The 15,360-nt window shown below is 37.6% G+C and carries 18 protein-coding genes; 11 read left to right on the forward strand and 7 right to left on the reverse strand.

Annotation, left to right across the window (positions count from 1 at the left end):
* Nucleotides 1-32: 32 nt before the first annotated feature.
* The 7 genes from I6J03_RS21040 (at nucleotide 33) to I6J03_RS21070 (ending at nucleotide 7,767) form a co-directional block, all read left to right on the forward strand.
* Nucleotides 33-935 (forward strand): helix-turn-helix transcriptional regulator, encoded by a 903-nt coding sequence (locus I6J03_RS21040; RefSeq protein ID WP_003005923.1) that lies wholly within the window; start codon nucleotides 33-35, stop codon nucleotides 933-935.
* A gap of 284 nt (nucleotides 936-1,219) precedes the next feature.
* Nucleotides 1,220-1,543, forward strand: coding sequence for a hypothetical protein (locus I6J03_RS21045; RefSeq protein ID WP_201693964.1), 324 nt, complete (start codon nucleotides 1,220-1,222; stop codon nucleotides 1,541-1,543).
* Nucleotides 1,544-1,563: 20 nt separating this feature from the next.
* On the forward strand, nucleotides 1,564-3,375 hold the full coding sequence (locus tag I6J03_RS21050; RefSeq protein ID WP_003005931.1) for a hypothetical protein: 1,812 nt from the start codon (nucleotides 1,564-1,566) through the stop codon (nucleotides 3,373-3,375).
* Nucleotides 3,376-3,579: 204 nt separating this feature from the next.
* A complete protein-coding gene (locus I6J03_RS21055; protein WP_003005934.1) occupies nucleotides 3,580-4,467 on the forward strand; it encodes a bestrophin family protein in 888 nt (295 codons plus the stop codon).
* A gap of 77 nt (nucleotides 4,468-4,544) precedes the next feature.
* Nucleotides 4,545-5,462 (forward strand): helix-turn-helix domain-containing protein, encoded by a 918-nt coding sequence (locus tag I6J03_RS21060; protein ID WP_003005938.1) that lies wholly within the window; start codon nucleotides 4,545-4,547, stop codon nucleotides 5,460-5,462.
* An 86-nt stretch (nucleotides 5,463-5,548) separates the two neighbouring features.
* Nucleotides 5,549-6,760, forward strand: coding sequence for an MFS transporter (locus I6J03_RS21065; protein WP_003005940.1), 1,212 nt, complete (start codon nucleotides 5,549-5,551; stop codon nucleotides 6,758-6,760).
* 122 nt (nucleotides 6,761-6,882) lie between these two features.
* Entirely contained in the window at nucleotides 6,883-7,767 is an 885-nt protein-coding gene (locus tag I6J03_RS21070) for an SIR2 family protein (RefSeq protein WP_232279676.1), read from the forward strand.
* Between the two features lie 488 nt (nucleotides 7,768-8,255).
* Here I6J03_RS21070 and I6J03_RS21075 read toward each other — a convergent pair whose 3' ends face one another.
* Nucleotides 8,256-8,906 carry a Crp/Fnr family transcriptional regulator gene (locus I6J03_RS21075; RefSeq protein WP_003005951.1) on the reverse strand — a complete coding sequence of 217 codons (651 nt, stop codon included), beginning with the start codon at nucleotides 8,904-8,906 and terminating at the stop codon, nucleotides 8,256-8,258.
* Between the two features lie 369 nt (nucleotides 8,907-9,275).
* Complete coding sequence (locus I6J03_RS21080; RefSeq protein WP_003005954.1) at nucleotides 9,276-9,722, reverse strand: DoxX family protein; 447 nt, start codon at nucleotides 9,720-9,722, stop codon at nucleotides 9,276-9,278.
* A 288-nt stretch (nucleotides 9,723-10,010) separates the two neighbouring features.
* On the opposite strand from I6J03_RS21080, the gene I6J03_RS21085 reads away from it, so the two are divergent.
* Genes I6J03_RS21085 through I6J03_RS21100 form a run of 4 tightly spaced genes read left to right on the forward strand, consistent with a single transcriptional unit; the run spans nucleotide 10,011 to nucleotide 11,921 of the window.
* Entirely contained in the window at nucleotides 10,011-10,568 is a 558-nt protein-coding gene (locus I6J03_RS21085) for a hypothetical protein (RefSeq protein ID WP_003005956.1), read from the forward strand.
* Nucleotides 10,569-10,571: 3 nt separating this feature from the next.
* Nucleotides 10,572-11,033 (forward strand): hypothetical protein, encoded by a 462-nt coding sequence (locus I6J03_RS21090; RefSeq protein ID WP_039989889.1) that lies wholly within the window; start codon nucleotides 10,572-10,574, stop codon nucleotides 11,031-11,033.
* A 37-nt stretch (nucleotides 11,034-11,070) separates the two neighbouring features.
* Complete coding sequence (locus I6J03_RS21095) at nucleotides 11,071-11,451, forward strand: DUF1801 domain-containing protein (protein ID WP_003005961.1); 381 nt, start codon at nucleotides 11,071-11,073, stop codon at nucleotides 11,449-11,451.
* The gene (locus tag I6J03_RS21100; RefSeq protein WP_003005964.1) at nucleotides 11,448-11,921 is read left to right on the forward strand and encodes an OsmC family protein; all 474 of its coding nucleotides are present in this window, start codon (nucleotides 11,448-11,450) and stop codon (nucleotides 11,919-11,921) included. Before I6J03_RS21095 ends, I6J03_RS21100 begins: the two co-directional genes overlap by 4 nt.
* Before the next feature lie 120 nt (nucleotides 11,922-12,041).
* Here I6J03_RS21100 and I6J03_RS21105 read toward each other — a convergent pair whose 3' ends face one another.
* The 5 genes from I6J03_RS21105 to I6J03_RS21125 form a co-directional block, all read right to left on the reverse strand.
* Nucleotides 12,042-13,667: a PepSY-associated TM helix domain-containing protein gene (locus tag I6J03_RS21105; protein ID WP_003005967.1), complete on the reverse strand. Its 1,626-nt coding sequence runs from the start codon at nucleotides 13,665-13,667 to the stop codon at nucleotides 12,042-12,044.
* 5 nt (nucleotides 13,668-13,672) lie between these two features.
* A complete protein-coding gene (locus I6J03_RS21110) occupies nucleotides 13,673-13,951 on the reverse strand; it encodes a hypothetical protein (protein WP_003005970.1) in 279 nt (92 codons plus the stop codon).
* 6 nt (nucleotides 13,952-13,957) lie between these two features.
* Nucleotides 13,958-14,287 (reverse strand): hypothetical protein, encoded by a 330-nt coding sequence (locus I6J03_RS21115; protein WP_003005973.1) that lies wholly within the window; start codon nucleotides 14,285-14,287, stop codon nucleotides 13,958-13,960.
* A gap of 258 nt (nucleotides 14,288-14,545) precedes the next feature.
* On the reverse strand, nucleotides 14,546-14,893 hold the full coding sequence (locus I6J03_RS21120) for a hypothetical protein (RefSeq protein WP_003005975.1): 348 nt from the start codon (nucleotides 14,891-14,893) through the stop codon (nucleotides 14,546-14,548).
* Nucleotides 14,875-15,258, reverse strand: a complete 384-nt coding sequence (locus I6J03_RS21125; RefSeq protein ID WP_003005977.1) for a hypothetical protein — start codon at nucleotides 15,256-15,258, stop codon at nucleotides 14,875-14,877. Before I6J03_RS21125 ends, I6J03_RS21120 begins: the two co-directional genes overlap by 19 nt.
* Between the last annotated feature and the right edge of the window lie 102 nt (nucleotides 15,259-15,360).

The following is a 15,360-nucleotide window of genomic DNA, read 5'->3' on the forward strand; positions in this document are numbered from 1 at the left end:
TGTTAACGAAATACTGGAATTGCATAGTAAACATGCAAATTACAAAAGAGATGAATAAACTGGATATTATACAAGCCAGAATAGTGAATCAGATTGTATTTCTAAAAGGTGTTTTTTTTATAGTGGATTCAATAAGAGACTGGGCATTTGGGTTGATGTCCAATGTTTTTGTCTTATTTACATTTGGCTGCGTGATACTTTCTTCATTCTTTTTCCCAAAAGTACGCTTTAATCCTTATGTACTTTTCGCAGCCAGTCTGACCGTTAGTTTTCTTATATTTTATTATTCATCAAAGGATGGATTTGATAATGGAATCACCTTTTATTATTTTTCTCAACTAACTGTAGTCTTACTTCTGTTAAACAGAAAATCACTAATTATTGTCTTCTACTTAATCATCTTTATATTATTCTGTATCAGCCATATATATGACTTCAGACTGATTAAAAGTGACCTGATCGTTACAGAACCTCTTATAGAAACTGTCCGTATCATTACTTTTATACAGGCATTTATGCTGCTCTCTATGGCCGGCTATTTTATTGTTTTCAAACACAATGAACTTCTGCGACTCTATCAGCAGGTATTAAGAAGCGGAAGCATAATATCAGATCTCCGGCAAAGATTAAATGACCATCAAAAAGTTAATATTGAAGATGTTGTTAAACTAGCTATAGATAACGACGCCGCCTTTATTCCATTGTTTAAGCAGAATTTCCCTTATTTTTATGACAATTTAAAAGCCGTCAACAAGCAAATGACTGGTGAAGAATTTAAGTTTTGTGCATTGCTAAAATTAGGCTTTACAACCAAAGATATAGCCGAATATAATCATTTTACTGTTCGAACAGTTCAGACTAAGAAAAACAGGCTTCGCAAAGCATTTAATATTCCTTCTGAAAAGGATTTATATGCCTGGATAGATGGAGTATAAGGATAAAAACCAACATCACAGCAAAGATCAGAATCCTTGATCACTGACAACTTCCGGAATACAGTCTTCTTATTATCAGAAACTAAAATAATCCTATTAATTCCTGATCGTATCTCAATACATCTTACATATAAAATATCTGTTATAAGGTGTAGCTATGTTGTAGATGCTCATTCAGGTGTATCTATGCTGTAGCTCCACATCGTACCTTAGTAGTAGTCTGCCTGTGGTTATATAGTAGCATATACTCTAATATTGTGTGCAATTTGTTAATTAAACGATTCATGAACACAACACACGAAAGGAAAACAAATCAAAATTATCCGCAGGCACCTCTCCAACCAATTACGCGGGAAACCCCAACGGAAAATGATAGCCATATGGTTATTAGCTCCGAAACAACGACTTCTTCAAATACAACTGCAATTAATAAGTTGAAAAAAGATGCAAAAAGCTATAATGCGCCAAAAATTACAGCTATCCGGATAGAAATGGAAAACGGAATAGCAGCAGGTTCTGCAACAGCTATCCCGGCAAGTACAAATAAACCTGTTGACGAAGCATGGGATAGTCAGAACATGACATCTGACAGTCCTATTTACTGGTAATAATTATAACTAAACTTTGTATGAAAAAAAGAATATCTACATTTCTTGCAGTTTTGATGCTGTCAGCAGTTTCATTTACCATATTTTCCTGTAAAAATGAAAAAGAAAACTTACTGGGTGAAGGCGAAACGACAGTAACCTTAAACTTAATTGGGATAACTGAGGCCACAGAAGGTCCTTTACAAAAATCATCACTAAAAGGCTCTCAAAATACAATAGCTTATGTTACAGAAGTTCCTTATAACAAAGACTACACGATTATTGCCAGTGTCACACCAGACATACCTGCTGAAAAAATTAATGGCCAGTCAACATTGAATCGCTCTTCATGGACAACCACCCCGCAACCTGCCATCACCAATTCTATTGCTGCGGACGTAAAGTATCTGGTGATGGTCTTTGATGAAAACGGTAACCGGATCTTCGCTCAGGAAAAGGTATACGACAGTCATACTCAGAGCCTTGTTGCAAATCAAATGACACTCAATGCAGGCAAGAAATATACTTTCGTAGCCGTTTCAAATAACACTTCTACAGCTCCTGTATTCAATACATCTGCAACAACTCTTAGTGATGTCACCAATAGAATAGCTGTTAACCATACTACCGACTATCTTTATTTCAACAGCGGACAGGTTAATATTGTATATGGCCAACAGAATTATATCAATATTACTTTTAAGCACATCAATAGCCGCATAAGCCTGAATCTGGATGCAACCGCTGAAATGGGACATATCACTGCTATTAGCGCTAATGTTACAGGTTCCGGATCTGTGAATCTTGCGGCTAACGGGACGGTTACTTCGGCATCATCGGCAGCATATAACAAGGCATTTGTTTTCCAGGAACTTGATAAGCAAAACATCACCAGTAATTACGTACTACTATCATCAGCAGGTAATGCGCATAATATAAATATTACCTCTGTATCCATAAACGGATCTCCGGAAAGAACAAATATTCCCGCCATCTCTATTCCTGCAGGAGCACTACAAAAAGGAGCCAGCTACAAAATAAGTCTTAGTTTTCAGGCAACTGGTATTGTGACAGGTGGACTTGTATGGGCAAGAGGTAATCTGGCTTATGACTGGACTAATAACATCTACTACAACAGGTATTACCCACAGGAAACAGGATCTGATTACAAAGATTTTGATTACTGGAATTATGCAACAAATCAGGCAAATCCTTTAGTCCCGAAAATGATTATTACGGGCTACAGCGACCTTTGGAACAATCCTAATAATGTATATTATTTTACAGATGGAACCAATGAAAACAGTATTTCAAAAATTCCTTTAAATGATCCGTGTAAAAAAATTGCCGGCGGCAAATGGAGGATGCCTTCTCTTCATGATTTTCAAAACCTTGGTGTATACAAAGTACACAATGGAGGAGATATCAACGGAACTACAGACGGACTGCCTCTCACTACACTTGCAGGAGGAACTGTTCATCCAAACGGCAACATTACAGACAACAATTTTCCGTATGTCTATTTTGATGGCGTGAATGAAATTACAGGAGGTTCTGTACGCCTGCGGTTCTACAAAACCGGAAGATATTATGGCAATGTTACACAGGTAGATCATGACAATGGACCTCAGAATGGCGGCAATATCGCTTACATTGCGAATGCGGCCGTATACATGGCAAGTGATGCATACAATTATGAAACGGGTACATTATATAGAAGGCCATACATGCCAGCTGTTTTTAATAACGATGCAAGCGGGGGAACGAATACCTTTATAACCCGAAGAAAAGATCTTTATAACGATTGGTCAGCGGATGACAGAGTGCCTGTTCGTTGTGTGAAAAATCTTTAGAAAATAAAAGAACTGTATTATTCCCCAAATCTATTTTTCCCCCCGACTCCATCAAGTTTTCCCAAAAAACGGAGTCGGGTTCTTTGTTCATTCACGTATTTTTCTCCAAGAAAAAGCATTCTCTAAAAACAATGAATATAAAATATTGTTTCTTACTTAATCTGCATTTATACAGCTGCAGTAACAGGATTTAATTAGGAACATATGCTATTAAACAAACGTATATCGGTGTGGGATTTTATTAAAATAATAAAATTTGATTTGCTTTATATTGTCACTTTCTCCCTGCTGATCGGATGGGTTTCTCATGAGAAATATCTGGAATCCATTGTTATTCCCTTACCCATCATTTCTACTATGGGAACTATTGTTTCCTTATTACTGGCTTTTCGGACAGCACAGTCTTATGACAGATGGTGGGAAGCCCGTATTGTATGGGGAGGTATAGTGAATGATTCCCGCACACTGATACGTCAGTTAAAACAATTTTTGCCCGATAACGCACAACAGGAAGTAGCATTATTTGCAGAACGTCAGATCATCTGGAATTACGCACTTAGCGAATCCCTGAGAAGAGTTCCGTTTTCAAACAAAGTACAGAGCTATCTTGACAAAAATAACATAAATGATCACAATATTCCCAACACCATACTCAGTGCACATAGTCTGCAACTCAAAAAATTAGCAGAACAGCATCAGATTACAGAGTTTCGCCAGGTACAGATAGATGAGACATTAGTGCGTCTCTGCGATTCAATGGGAAAATGTGAGCGGATCAAAAACACTGTGTTTCCATCATCCTACAGTGTATTGCTGCATTTTATGATCTGTGTATTCATTGTTATGCTTCCATTTTGTTTAAGTGACAACCTCATGTATGCCAAAATTGTATTGACCATAGGCATACCGGTAATCTTTATTGCCATCGAAAAAACAGCCATTATGATGCAGGATCCGTTCGAAAATTCACCGATGGATACGCCTATGACAACCTTAAGCCAGACTATTGAAATGAATATTCTGCAGCAGATCGGCGAGCAGAATGTCCCAAAACCGACGCCACCTGCACCTGAAGAATATTATATTATGTAAAAATGAAATGATTGGAGGAGTATGTTTTTTACAAAAGCACAACAATAGCCTTCATTTGATTTTTGTAATTTTACCGTATGGAAGCAAAGGAAACTTTAGAGGAATATTATATCAGATTGTGTAAGCCCGTACCCCCCGAATTCGGTATACATGGGGCAAATGCTGCACATTTCAATATTCTGAAAAGAGGAAATTGTTTCACTACCCTTAATTTTGCCCGCAGAGACTATTACAAGATTGTTCTCACCCGTGGAAAAGCACTTTTGCAAACTGAAAAAGGAGAAGTACTGATTGATAAACCGGCGCTATTCTTTTCGGACAGAAACATCCGGTTTGGCTGGGAAAATCTACCTGAGGATCAGGAAGGTTTCACCTGTTTATTCAATGAATACTTTATCACGACAACTATACGCCAGTCTTTCCGAAAGCTTTTCTCCTTATTTAAAGATGATGTATATCCCTTTCTTTTTCTGAATGATACACAATACGAGCATTTGCATCAGTATTTTTCAAGTATGCAGCGGGAATATTGCAGCAGTTTCAAGAATAAAGATTTGCTGCTAAAAGACTTGCTCAACCTGGTTGTATATACAGCAATTAAAATCAAGACGACTAGCATGCCTTTGGATTCCGGTATCTATCAACAGGATATCGTTACCAGATTTATGGATCTGCTGGACAATCAGTTTCCGATTGAATCTCCTGTACCTGGCTTGCAGCTCAGGACCCCGGCTCACTTTGCAGACAGCCTGCATATACATGTCAACCATCTTAATCATAGTCTCAAAGTACAGACAGGTAAAACCACGAGCGACTGGATAAAGGAGCGTATACTTACAGAGGCTGTAAATCTACTCCAGTACAGCGGTTGGCGTATCTCCGAAATTGCAAACGGACTTGGCTTTGAGTATCCTCAGCATTTCAATACTTTCTTCAAAAAACATATGGGCCACAGCCCCCGCCAATACAAACTATCCTCTGTGGTGCATATTTGATTTTTGTACTTTTTGATTTGAATTACTTATTTTTTACTCCTGTCATATGAACTAATTTTGTACGCTGATCTGATACAAATAAGGCTATGAAATTATACAATCCCAAATACGAAGGCATCTGTACACTCTCTATTTTTCTGATGATTCCCCTTTCGGGACTTGTCACAGACGTTTACCTCCCCTCCTTTCCTGAAATGCAGAAAATGTTACATACCCATTCGGGTGGTATTCAACTGACATTAACCTATTTCCTGATCAGCTACGGCATTTCCCTGCTGATAGCTGGCAGTATAGTAGACAGCTTTGGCAGATACCGCATTGTACTGGTTGCACTCTCTGTATTTCTACTGAGTAATCTGGGTATTGCTACCGTTCACGACATACACTTTATATACCTGATGCGGGTTTTGCAGGGAATTTCAGCGGCATTTATAGTTGTAGGAAAACGTGCTTTCCTGGTAGATATTTATTCGGGCAGAAAATTGCAGCATTACACCAGTATGCTGACGATTATCTGGGCTATGGCTCCTATTACTGCTCCGTTTATAGGTGGTTATCTGCAGCAAGCTTTCGGATGGACTGCAAACTTCTATCTTCTGGCAGGCTATTCTCTGATCTGTCTTCTGTTAGAATTGTTTTTTTCAGGAGAAGCGCTTCGGGTCCGCAAACCTTTTGATGCACTAAATATCCGTCGGTCCTATCAACATGTACTCGGAGCACCCGATTTTAGTATAGGTTTGGTAGTATTAGGATTCAGCTATGGCATGGTGATGGTATTTGGAATGGCAGCTCCCTTTATCGTTGAACAAAGGTTTCACTTCTCTGCAGTAACGACAGGATATTGTGCGCTGTTGTCCGGCCTTGGACTGATGACGGGAGGAATTCTGGGTAAAACATTACATAATAAACCCTTCTTTTCAAAACTCGTTAGTGCAGTGGCCATACAGCTTGTTCTTTCTGTTATTATGTATGCTTCTTCAGGATATAATCCGGGCATATATGTGCTGATGGCATTTGTATTGTGCCTGCATATTATGTCGGGCTTTATTTACAACATTTACTTTACGTATTGCCTGACACGGTTTCCTGCACATGCAGGTGTAGCCAGCGGATTGACAAGCGGCGGATGCTATTTGGTCACTTCTCTGGCCAGTATGATCCTTATAAAAACCATTAAGATCAACGGCCAGGAAGGTCTGGCGGTCAGCTATTTTGTATTTGCACTGTTAATTGCCCTATCTCTGATTGTTTTTATCAGATCTGTGAAGCCTTCTGAAATACCAACAGTGAGCCATTAATTTTACAGACTGATCACATGGGTTTATATTGAAAATTAGCGATTAATAAGGTATATTGGCATAATCGTTACTGTCCGTCATACCACGAACCCGATCCATATGGGATAATGATACATTTTGAAATGGGAAACTCAGAAAATACATATGCTTTACTGATCGGAAATGATATCAATAACATTTCACCGGGAAAAAGCTGGAATGATCTTCTCCAGGAGATAAAAGCAAAGTTTCATATTCAGGATATTGAAGATGCGGATAAGCCTTTTCCAATGCTCTATGAAGAAATCTTTTTAAAAGCAATAAAAGGAGGAATGAAGCACGAAAAGGAACTTAAAACGTACATAGCCAATCGTGTTACTCAGATCAATCCTAACAGTATACACGAGCAAATCCGTCAACTTCCGGTGACTCATATTATGACGACAAACTATGAGTATACTTTGGAAGGACAAATACCGGTTAATAACGACAGTGTCGTAAGAGAAACGACTTACAGCGTATACCGCAGGCATCAGCTACACAATAAAACGTACTGGCATATTCATGGAGAATGTAACAGTCCAAATTCTATCAATCTCGGATACGAACATTATTGCGGACAATTACAGGGAATGAGAAATTATACCATATCCGGCACCAACTACAGTAATCCGAGAGTTAACAATACGTCCTTTATCAGGCAATTGGCCAGGGGAAAGAAAGTAGCCTGTCAGTCCTGGATTGATCTGTTTTTCACTACGGATATCCATATTTTCGGCCTTGCGCTGGATTTTGTAGAAACGGATCTGTGGTGGCTCCTGACATACAGAGCAAGGAGCAAATTTTACAAACGAAGCTCTTTTATCCGTAATACTATATATTATTATATTCAGGAATATTATACTGAACGATCAAAAGCGAAGCTGGATCTATTGAAAACACATGATGTAAAGATCGTTATCATCAATGAAAATGATAAACAATCTTATTATCAATGTATTTTGGACAGGCTCAAAAATAGTATATAACAAAAAAATGCTTTTCTGTAAAAAGCACATCTTTAAAAATTTACTAATTCTGTTGATTGGAGAAGGTTAACCGGATGTTAACGCTTCTTAGTTTCTGAGGGAGTCTCAGTTGTTGTTGGATTGACAAAACCCCAGTTAGTTACATAATACAAATAGGGATTCTTTTGCAGTTGAGTTTGTTTTACTTTTTGTTTTTTAATCATATATTATTCCTTTCTTTTTGATTTTTACTAATATACGCAATTATTGCGCCAATTCCTAATGCGACACTAAAATTATTAGCAAAAACAGTAATACATGATATCGCTTTGACATTCATAAGACTCCTTCAACAACACCCTATACAATTATAAATAAATGAGTTATCCATCTACAGCTATCTGAAATGTGTATATATTAAATTATTATGAAGTTATCATACATAAAATATTAAGTCCGGAAAAGGCATTTCAATTTAACTATTAACCTCCCCCCCCTCTTGCACATACTCAGGAGTTAGCACTTTCTTCAACTGTAATTTTGCTTTTCGCAATCTCTCCCCTGATCCTGCTGAGAGAAACATGGGTAATACCAAGATAAGAAGCGATCAGACTATGAGGAATACTGGCTTCCAGATCAGGAAATTGACGGCGAAAAAACAGCAGTCTTTCTTTCGCATCATAGCAACGCAGGAATACTTTGTGATGTGAAATCTGCAAAATCTCCTCCTGAATGTAGTGTTTTTCAAAAACCTCAAATTCTTTAAATAATTTCTGCAATCTCTTATATTCTTTAGAGGAGATTTCGGCAAGTACAACATCCGTCACTGCATGGAGACTAAAGATGCTTTTATTATCTCTAGTACGAAGAAAATGAGGAGTAATAAGCGATTTAGATACATAAAAGCCTGTTGTAACTACATTTTCCTTTTCACAAGAGTTATATTTATGAAGTATTCCTGATAGTAATATATATTCCGAATTGTTTACCTGCCCCTCCAGAAATATATTACTTCCTTTAGCGAGTGTCTTTATTTTACATTTTTCATAAAACATTTGTTTCGATAACAATGATTTTACGCCGTAATTATTCAACATACGACTCAACTCTCTTCTTATTTTCCCTTTAGTCCCATTTATCATATATGCTAACTTTTCCATAGTTAATTATCTTAAAACCTTATGTTTTATTAAACTCTTACATTAAAACAGGATGTATTTACAAATCAGAACTTAGATCCGTATTATGCGTTTGTTCTTTTGAATGCTTTCGCATATATACAAAACAATCCTATGTCCTAAATTTTTAAGATTACAAAAAAATATAGTTAATGCTTATATGTTAACAGCTGAATTAACACCCTCTTCCTTAAAGGCTAAATATAAAAAAAATATACGCTTAAAATAAAATTATTTAACCAAATAAAACTAATAAAATTTCATGAACATAAATTTTATTTCATTAATACACAAAAAAAGACTGTCTTAAAAAGACAGCCTTAATAAAATCTTACAGGGAGTGATTTTCTCTTATATTTTACGAAGATATCCGGGTTTATTCATTGCATTGTCAAGAGAATATGTCCCCGAGCCTACAATAAAAAATACGATAAGTAATATCAGGATAATCAAAGAAAACCAGAATTCAGAATTCAGAAAACTAAATCCGTTTGTAATATTCACAAAAAACACAGCTCCCAGCAATATGGGAATTTGAAATGCAACTGCTATCCGTGTAGAAAGTCCTAAAGCAATGAATAACCCTCCTACCAGGTGAGCAAATGCTACGTAGTGGACTGCAGACCATATAGATAACTGAAAATTCGTTTTTTGAATAAGTCGGGATACAGAATCCGTATCCATAATAAAACTAACTCCTTTTGCAAAGATCACAATTCCTAATGCGATTCTTAATACATCTAGCCAGCGGGGATGATGAGCATCTCCCCAGTGCTCAATCTTGCTTATCAGGTTCATAATAACCTCCTCTTTAATGGGTTATATAAAGTTAACAATAAAATTTGCTCAAAACCTCAGTTTTATTGTAACATTTATTGCTGCGTGCTGCATTAAGGTGTAATCCTAAAAAAGAAGACGCCCAAAGTGGGGAACTCAGGGCGTCTTTCTAACCAATTATTAACCTAAATTATGAAAAGTACTGATATAACGACTGGAAAGCACTACAAATTACATCAGCCCCGACATTTTAAGATTTTTTAACATTTTAAAATGTAATTACTTAATTTTGCACAGCAAATTTAAGGCATGCGCTATCATCGCTTACTTCGTTTTTTTCTGATAGGACTCTTGTTCATTATTCAGCTGTTATTTCTTCTGGCTATATTCCGTGAAAATATGCAGTCGCCCTGGGTATCTGTTTTCATTATAGCGATCTCCATTCTTATTCTTGTATCCTACATCAGAGCCCCTATTCATCATGATAAGCATCTGTATGATCATATCCTGGTATCGATAGGTGTACCTTTAGGAGCCATAAGCTGTTACTATCTGCATACACATTTCCATCTGGGAACTGTTTTCTCAGCAGGCATTATCGGTACTGCAGGTTCCTTTGTACCGCTACTGAATAAACGATCTTCTTATTTCCAGCAACTGCCCGCTGCTATTTATTGCGGAGCATTCGTAGGTATGTCCAGTGAAGGTATTGCCAATGGCTTCACCTTTATCCTTGCTGCGAGTATTTGTACAGCCGTACTGCTGGTCGTTTCCAAAAGTTTGTTTTCAGGAATCGGAGGTAAACTCGGTACACTGGCTTTTTTGGGAGTGTCTATCACTTATCTGATTATCTTTCTTATTCGCTAGCTTATGGAAGTTTTTGTTTTAATCTGTGTAGGTATTTTCGGGAGTCTCTTATCTTTCTACACCCATGTCCATCTGAAGCAAGGGCCAATCCGTTCATCAGCCTTACTGACGATGCTGGTTGCCGGATTCTTATATTTTTTCCCGAATCTGCTGTCCCCTTATCTTACAAAAAATATACCTTACGTATTTATTGGCTCCTCATTTATCGGTATGGTGTCTTCCGGTCAGTTGTCCAGTTACCTGGGATTAGGACTTGCCGGTCTGATCTTTACCTTTATTTTTCTGAATACAAGTCGGTTTTTCGATGGTTTTGGAGGTGCACTTGGCACCTCAGCATGTGTATCTTTACTGGCAGTGATGAGCATACCTTACCTCAAGACCAACCGAAAAGTAACTATAGGCTTTTTGCAGTTGAGAAGGTTAGTACTGAAAAATAAAAAAAGACGTATCCGAAAAGCACGCTAGAAAATCCTACTTTTATGCTGTTTGATACAAAGACAGCATGAAAACATTGGCAGATTATTACTTATCACAACCGGAGCCTCATAAAAGTTGCCTGTTAGCGCTACGGGATATTATTCTGTCTGTGGATCCGGATATAACACATGAGTTGAAATATGGAATGCCTTTCTTTTGTTATAAAGGTAAAATGTTTTGCTATCTGTGGATACATAAATCATATGACCAACCCTATATTGGTATTGTTGAAGGTAAACGCCTAACGCACCCTCTGCTGATAACTGAAAAAAGAGCCCGAATGAAAATCATGCTTTTAGATCCCGATAAGGATCTGCCGATATCTCTCATTAAAGATATACTATATCAGGCTATTCAACTTTATAAAGACGGTACAATTGCCATCCCTAATAAAAAATCAAAATGAGTAAACAGCATTATTATAATGTAACGGTAGAATGGACAGGGAACACGGGGCAGGGAACCAAAAGCTATACCTCCTACAGTCGCAACCATTCAATCCGGTCTGAAAGCAAAACCATTATCGAGGCCTCGTCCGATCCGGCTTTCAGAGGAGACCCACAAAGATACAATCCGGAAGAACTGCTTCTCTCGTCTGTTTCGTCCTGCCATATGCTCTGGTACCTTCACTTGTGTACTCAGCACAATATTACCGTACTGACGTATATAGATCAACCCAAAGGCACAATGCTGGAAAATGAAGATGGAAGTGGTTATTTTACCGGAATAATCTTACATCCACAGATAGAGATAGCAGAGGAAGATCAAGTAGAACTGGCTAAAGACTTACATCACAAAGCCAATACATATTGCTTTATAGCCAACTCGCTCAATTTCAAAGTACAACACAACTGTATAATCAAAGTCCGTAAATAAGGGATTACAGATAACCTCAAAATAAAAATTGTCATACTTATACGCTCATAATGAACTGTACAAGTATGACAATAGTTGAGCTGCATCTTTCCATTGAGGTCAATGCATATAAAGCTTTATCTAAGCAGTATATTTTCGTTTTCTGATCTTTATATACACATAAAGTGAAATCAGAGATAAGACAAAAAACAATAAATCTATAAATAAAATATCAAATGCTCCGGACAGATATGTAACCCATGGCCAGCTACCTGTCATAATACCGTTTGCCAGCGGAACACCCAGACATAGCAGAATAGATAAAAAGACCGTTTGCCTGTTGGTCAATGCAATATCTCTGCGGACGATAAAGTAGACTGCCAGTACCAGCCAGGAATAAAAATACCAATGGTAGATATCACTTTGTGTAGGTGTATCTAAAAACCGTAATACAATAAATGTAAACGCTGTAACCGGAAGCATGGTCAGGCAGGAAGCCAGGAATATATTAGCTGTCCAAAAGTTAAACTTACGCTTATGCGCCGGTACATTGGTCTTGTCTCTGGCGACCAGCCAGATCAGAATACCGGATATAATGACCACACAGCCCATTACGCCCAGCACAAAATAGATAATCTTTAATGCGCGACCTCCGTAATCTCCAAAATGAAGATGATAAATCAATGCTTTTACATGATCGAGATAGCTGGATTCGAGATGAGGTGTTTTCTCATTTAATACCTTTTGATCCTTTACGCGATACACTAATTTTCCGGCACCCGAAAAGTTGATATCTGCATCAGGTTTAGCCTCGACAATAATGTGCATATTTGCATCATTATAGTTTCGCACATACATACGACTAATCGTACTTCCCGGCCACCTTTCATTGATTCCTTCTACGAAGGCATTCAGATCAAACTTACTGTTAAGTGCCTGATAAGTGTATTCATATTTTGCATCATCCGAATATTGCAGAGCCTGATAAACTTTTTCGGTGTCTCCTTTATACAGAACCTTACTGTAAGGCATGATCAACACAAAATTAATAATCAGTATTACCCCCGTCACGGCAAACATAAATTGGAAAGGAAAACCAATTACGCCAAGAGCTGTATGGATATCTGTCCATACCGTTTTCCATTTACTCCAGGGCCGGAATATGAAAAAGTTGGATTTGATCTTATCCCAATGCAGAAACAAGCCTGTAATCAATGCAAATAAAAAGAGAAATGACACCAGCCCCGCCAGAAGATACCCGAATGGTGTCCCGATATTGATCGGGATTTGATTGAGTTGCGCCAGAAAATGAAGTCTGTATAGGAACTCGCCCATATCATACGAACTGGCATAATCAGAAGTAGATTTTTTTGCAAAGTCATATGTAAAATATGCAGAATCCTCATTGCCTCCTCTCCGGCCCCTTCTACCCTTTTTTCCTTCTGTTTCCGGATTCTTTTTACTGATGGTCGTATCCGCCGATACACTCATGTCTACATAGGTAGCCATGTCGTTTCGGTTGATATAAAAAGAGAAATCTCGTCCAGTTAAGTTATACTTGGTAGATAAGGAATCCACTAAAAAATTGTAATCTTTTTTTACTATCCCTTTATGAGCACTGTATGAAAAATTCTTTTGCCAGGCAGAAATTTCCTCTCTGAAAAAAGTAAATGAACCGGCGAAAAAAATCACATATAACAGTGCGCAGATAATAATGCCGCTGATGGTATGTGTATGAAAATAGATGTTATATCTTCTGATATTCATTGTTGTTATTTAAGTAAGTATGGAATAGAGAAGAGCAGGCTTAATACAATATAAGTGAGCCATACTTTCCAGATGTTTTCAGCAACAAAGGCCCATAACAATAAGAAAGCCCATAAAATATATCCGGTGATAAAAGATGTAATAATAACATTTTCCTGAGGGAATATATACATGAGGCACAGGTGGAAACTCAGCATGACAACATATCCTCCGACAAATCCGGCCAGAATTTTTGAAAGTCTTAGCCAGGGAGACTTGGTTAAATATTTTTTATTAGCAGGCATATAGTATTAAATAAAAAATTCAAATAGCAGGCATACCGCATAAACAGCCAGTATCGACTTATAATTCAGATAGCGAAACGGGAAAATAGCAACAAGCAAACTTCCTGCTGTCATTATGCTCACTATAGCAATAAAAATCCCGCTCATCCAGCCCAAATAATACACGAATAATCCGGTTGCAATAATGAATAAAGCGGCACATAGGAATTTACTCAACTGTGGCCTCGATTCCAGTTTGGCCAGGTATGCGGGTTTATTTTTCCATCCGGCTTTTTTGGATGTGTTGTACCAGAGGAAAAAACCTATAAAAACAAGTAAAAAACTAGTGCTAAACATATATCAGGTAAATGAAAGCTCCTTTAAATAATCAGCAGCTGACCATAGAGACCAACCGCTGAAACATTAAAGAGAGAGAAACGTTAATCTATTTTAGAGTTGCCTGTGTATTCAGCCGCCATACCATTCACTTTTTCCGGGTAGCCCGGATTTCTGAAGGCCGGTGCAAATCAGCTTTTAACCCGATACTGAATCAATCTGGCTGAAAACCATCATTGATGCAGAATTACTGCGGCTTTTCAGACAACTTTTTAATTTTTATTTATGTTCGAAAAATGTAGTCGCACCATGCCAGTTACGGGTGTAATCCTTATCATTCCAACGACCCGTTTCATCATTCATTTGTGATGCTTCCACTACATAATTACCTTTCCACTGCGGAGAGAAAGAGACTATACCGTTTTCATTAGTTTTGAATGTTTTGGTCCATCCCGTCTCAGACATCACAATAACTTCAGCATCTTTAACAGCCTTACCATTACTGCTGACAAGCACTTCTATTTCAGATTTATTCTTCCCGCTTGTAGTGATTTTCTCTACCGAAAAAGGAAGATCCTTAGGAGAAGTGGCGCTAACGGCCAACTTACCTACACGCACAGGCGCCATGAAGAAAAATTATATTTTGTAGTTCCGCCCAAATCTTTTGTCGCATGTACGGTAGATATATAGTAGACACCATCTTTTTCAGGGACAAATGATGTTGCAAGATGTCCTTGTTCATCTTTCACATCGAGTTTTACACGTTGGTTATCCGGAGTCGTTAACCATACTTCCAGATGTTTGAGATCAGAGTACCATTTATCTGTACTTTCTTTTTCCCCGCTGGCGTATTCGCCGTAAAATATTTTTACATCATGGGGTTGATTTTTACTTGCGGACGCTTTGCTCTCGATCCATACAGCGTGAGCCATTGCTACTTGTTTGCCGCCAAGTAAAATCAGAATCAAAAATAATTGGGTAATAATTTTCATATTTTTTATTTAGACTGATTATAAACAATGCTGCAAATATAGAACAAAATCCATTTTTGTCAATAAAAAATCAAAATTAATTTATGAAAAGCTGCAGAGTAT

It is taken from the genome of Sphingobacterium spiritivorum, from assembly GCF_016724845.1.
GTDB classification, from domain to species: domain Bacteria; phylum Bacteroidota; class Bacteroidia; order Sphingobacteriales; family Sphingobacteriaceae; genus Sphingobacterium; species Sphingobacterium spiritivorum_A.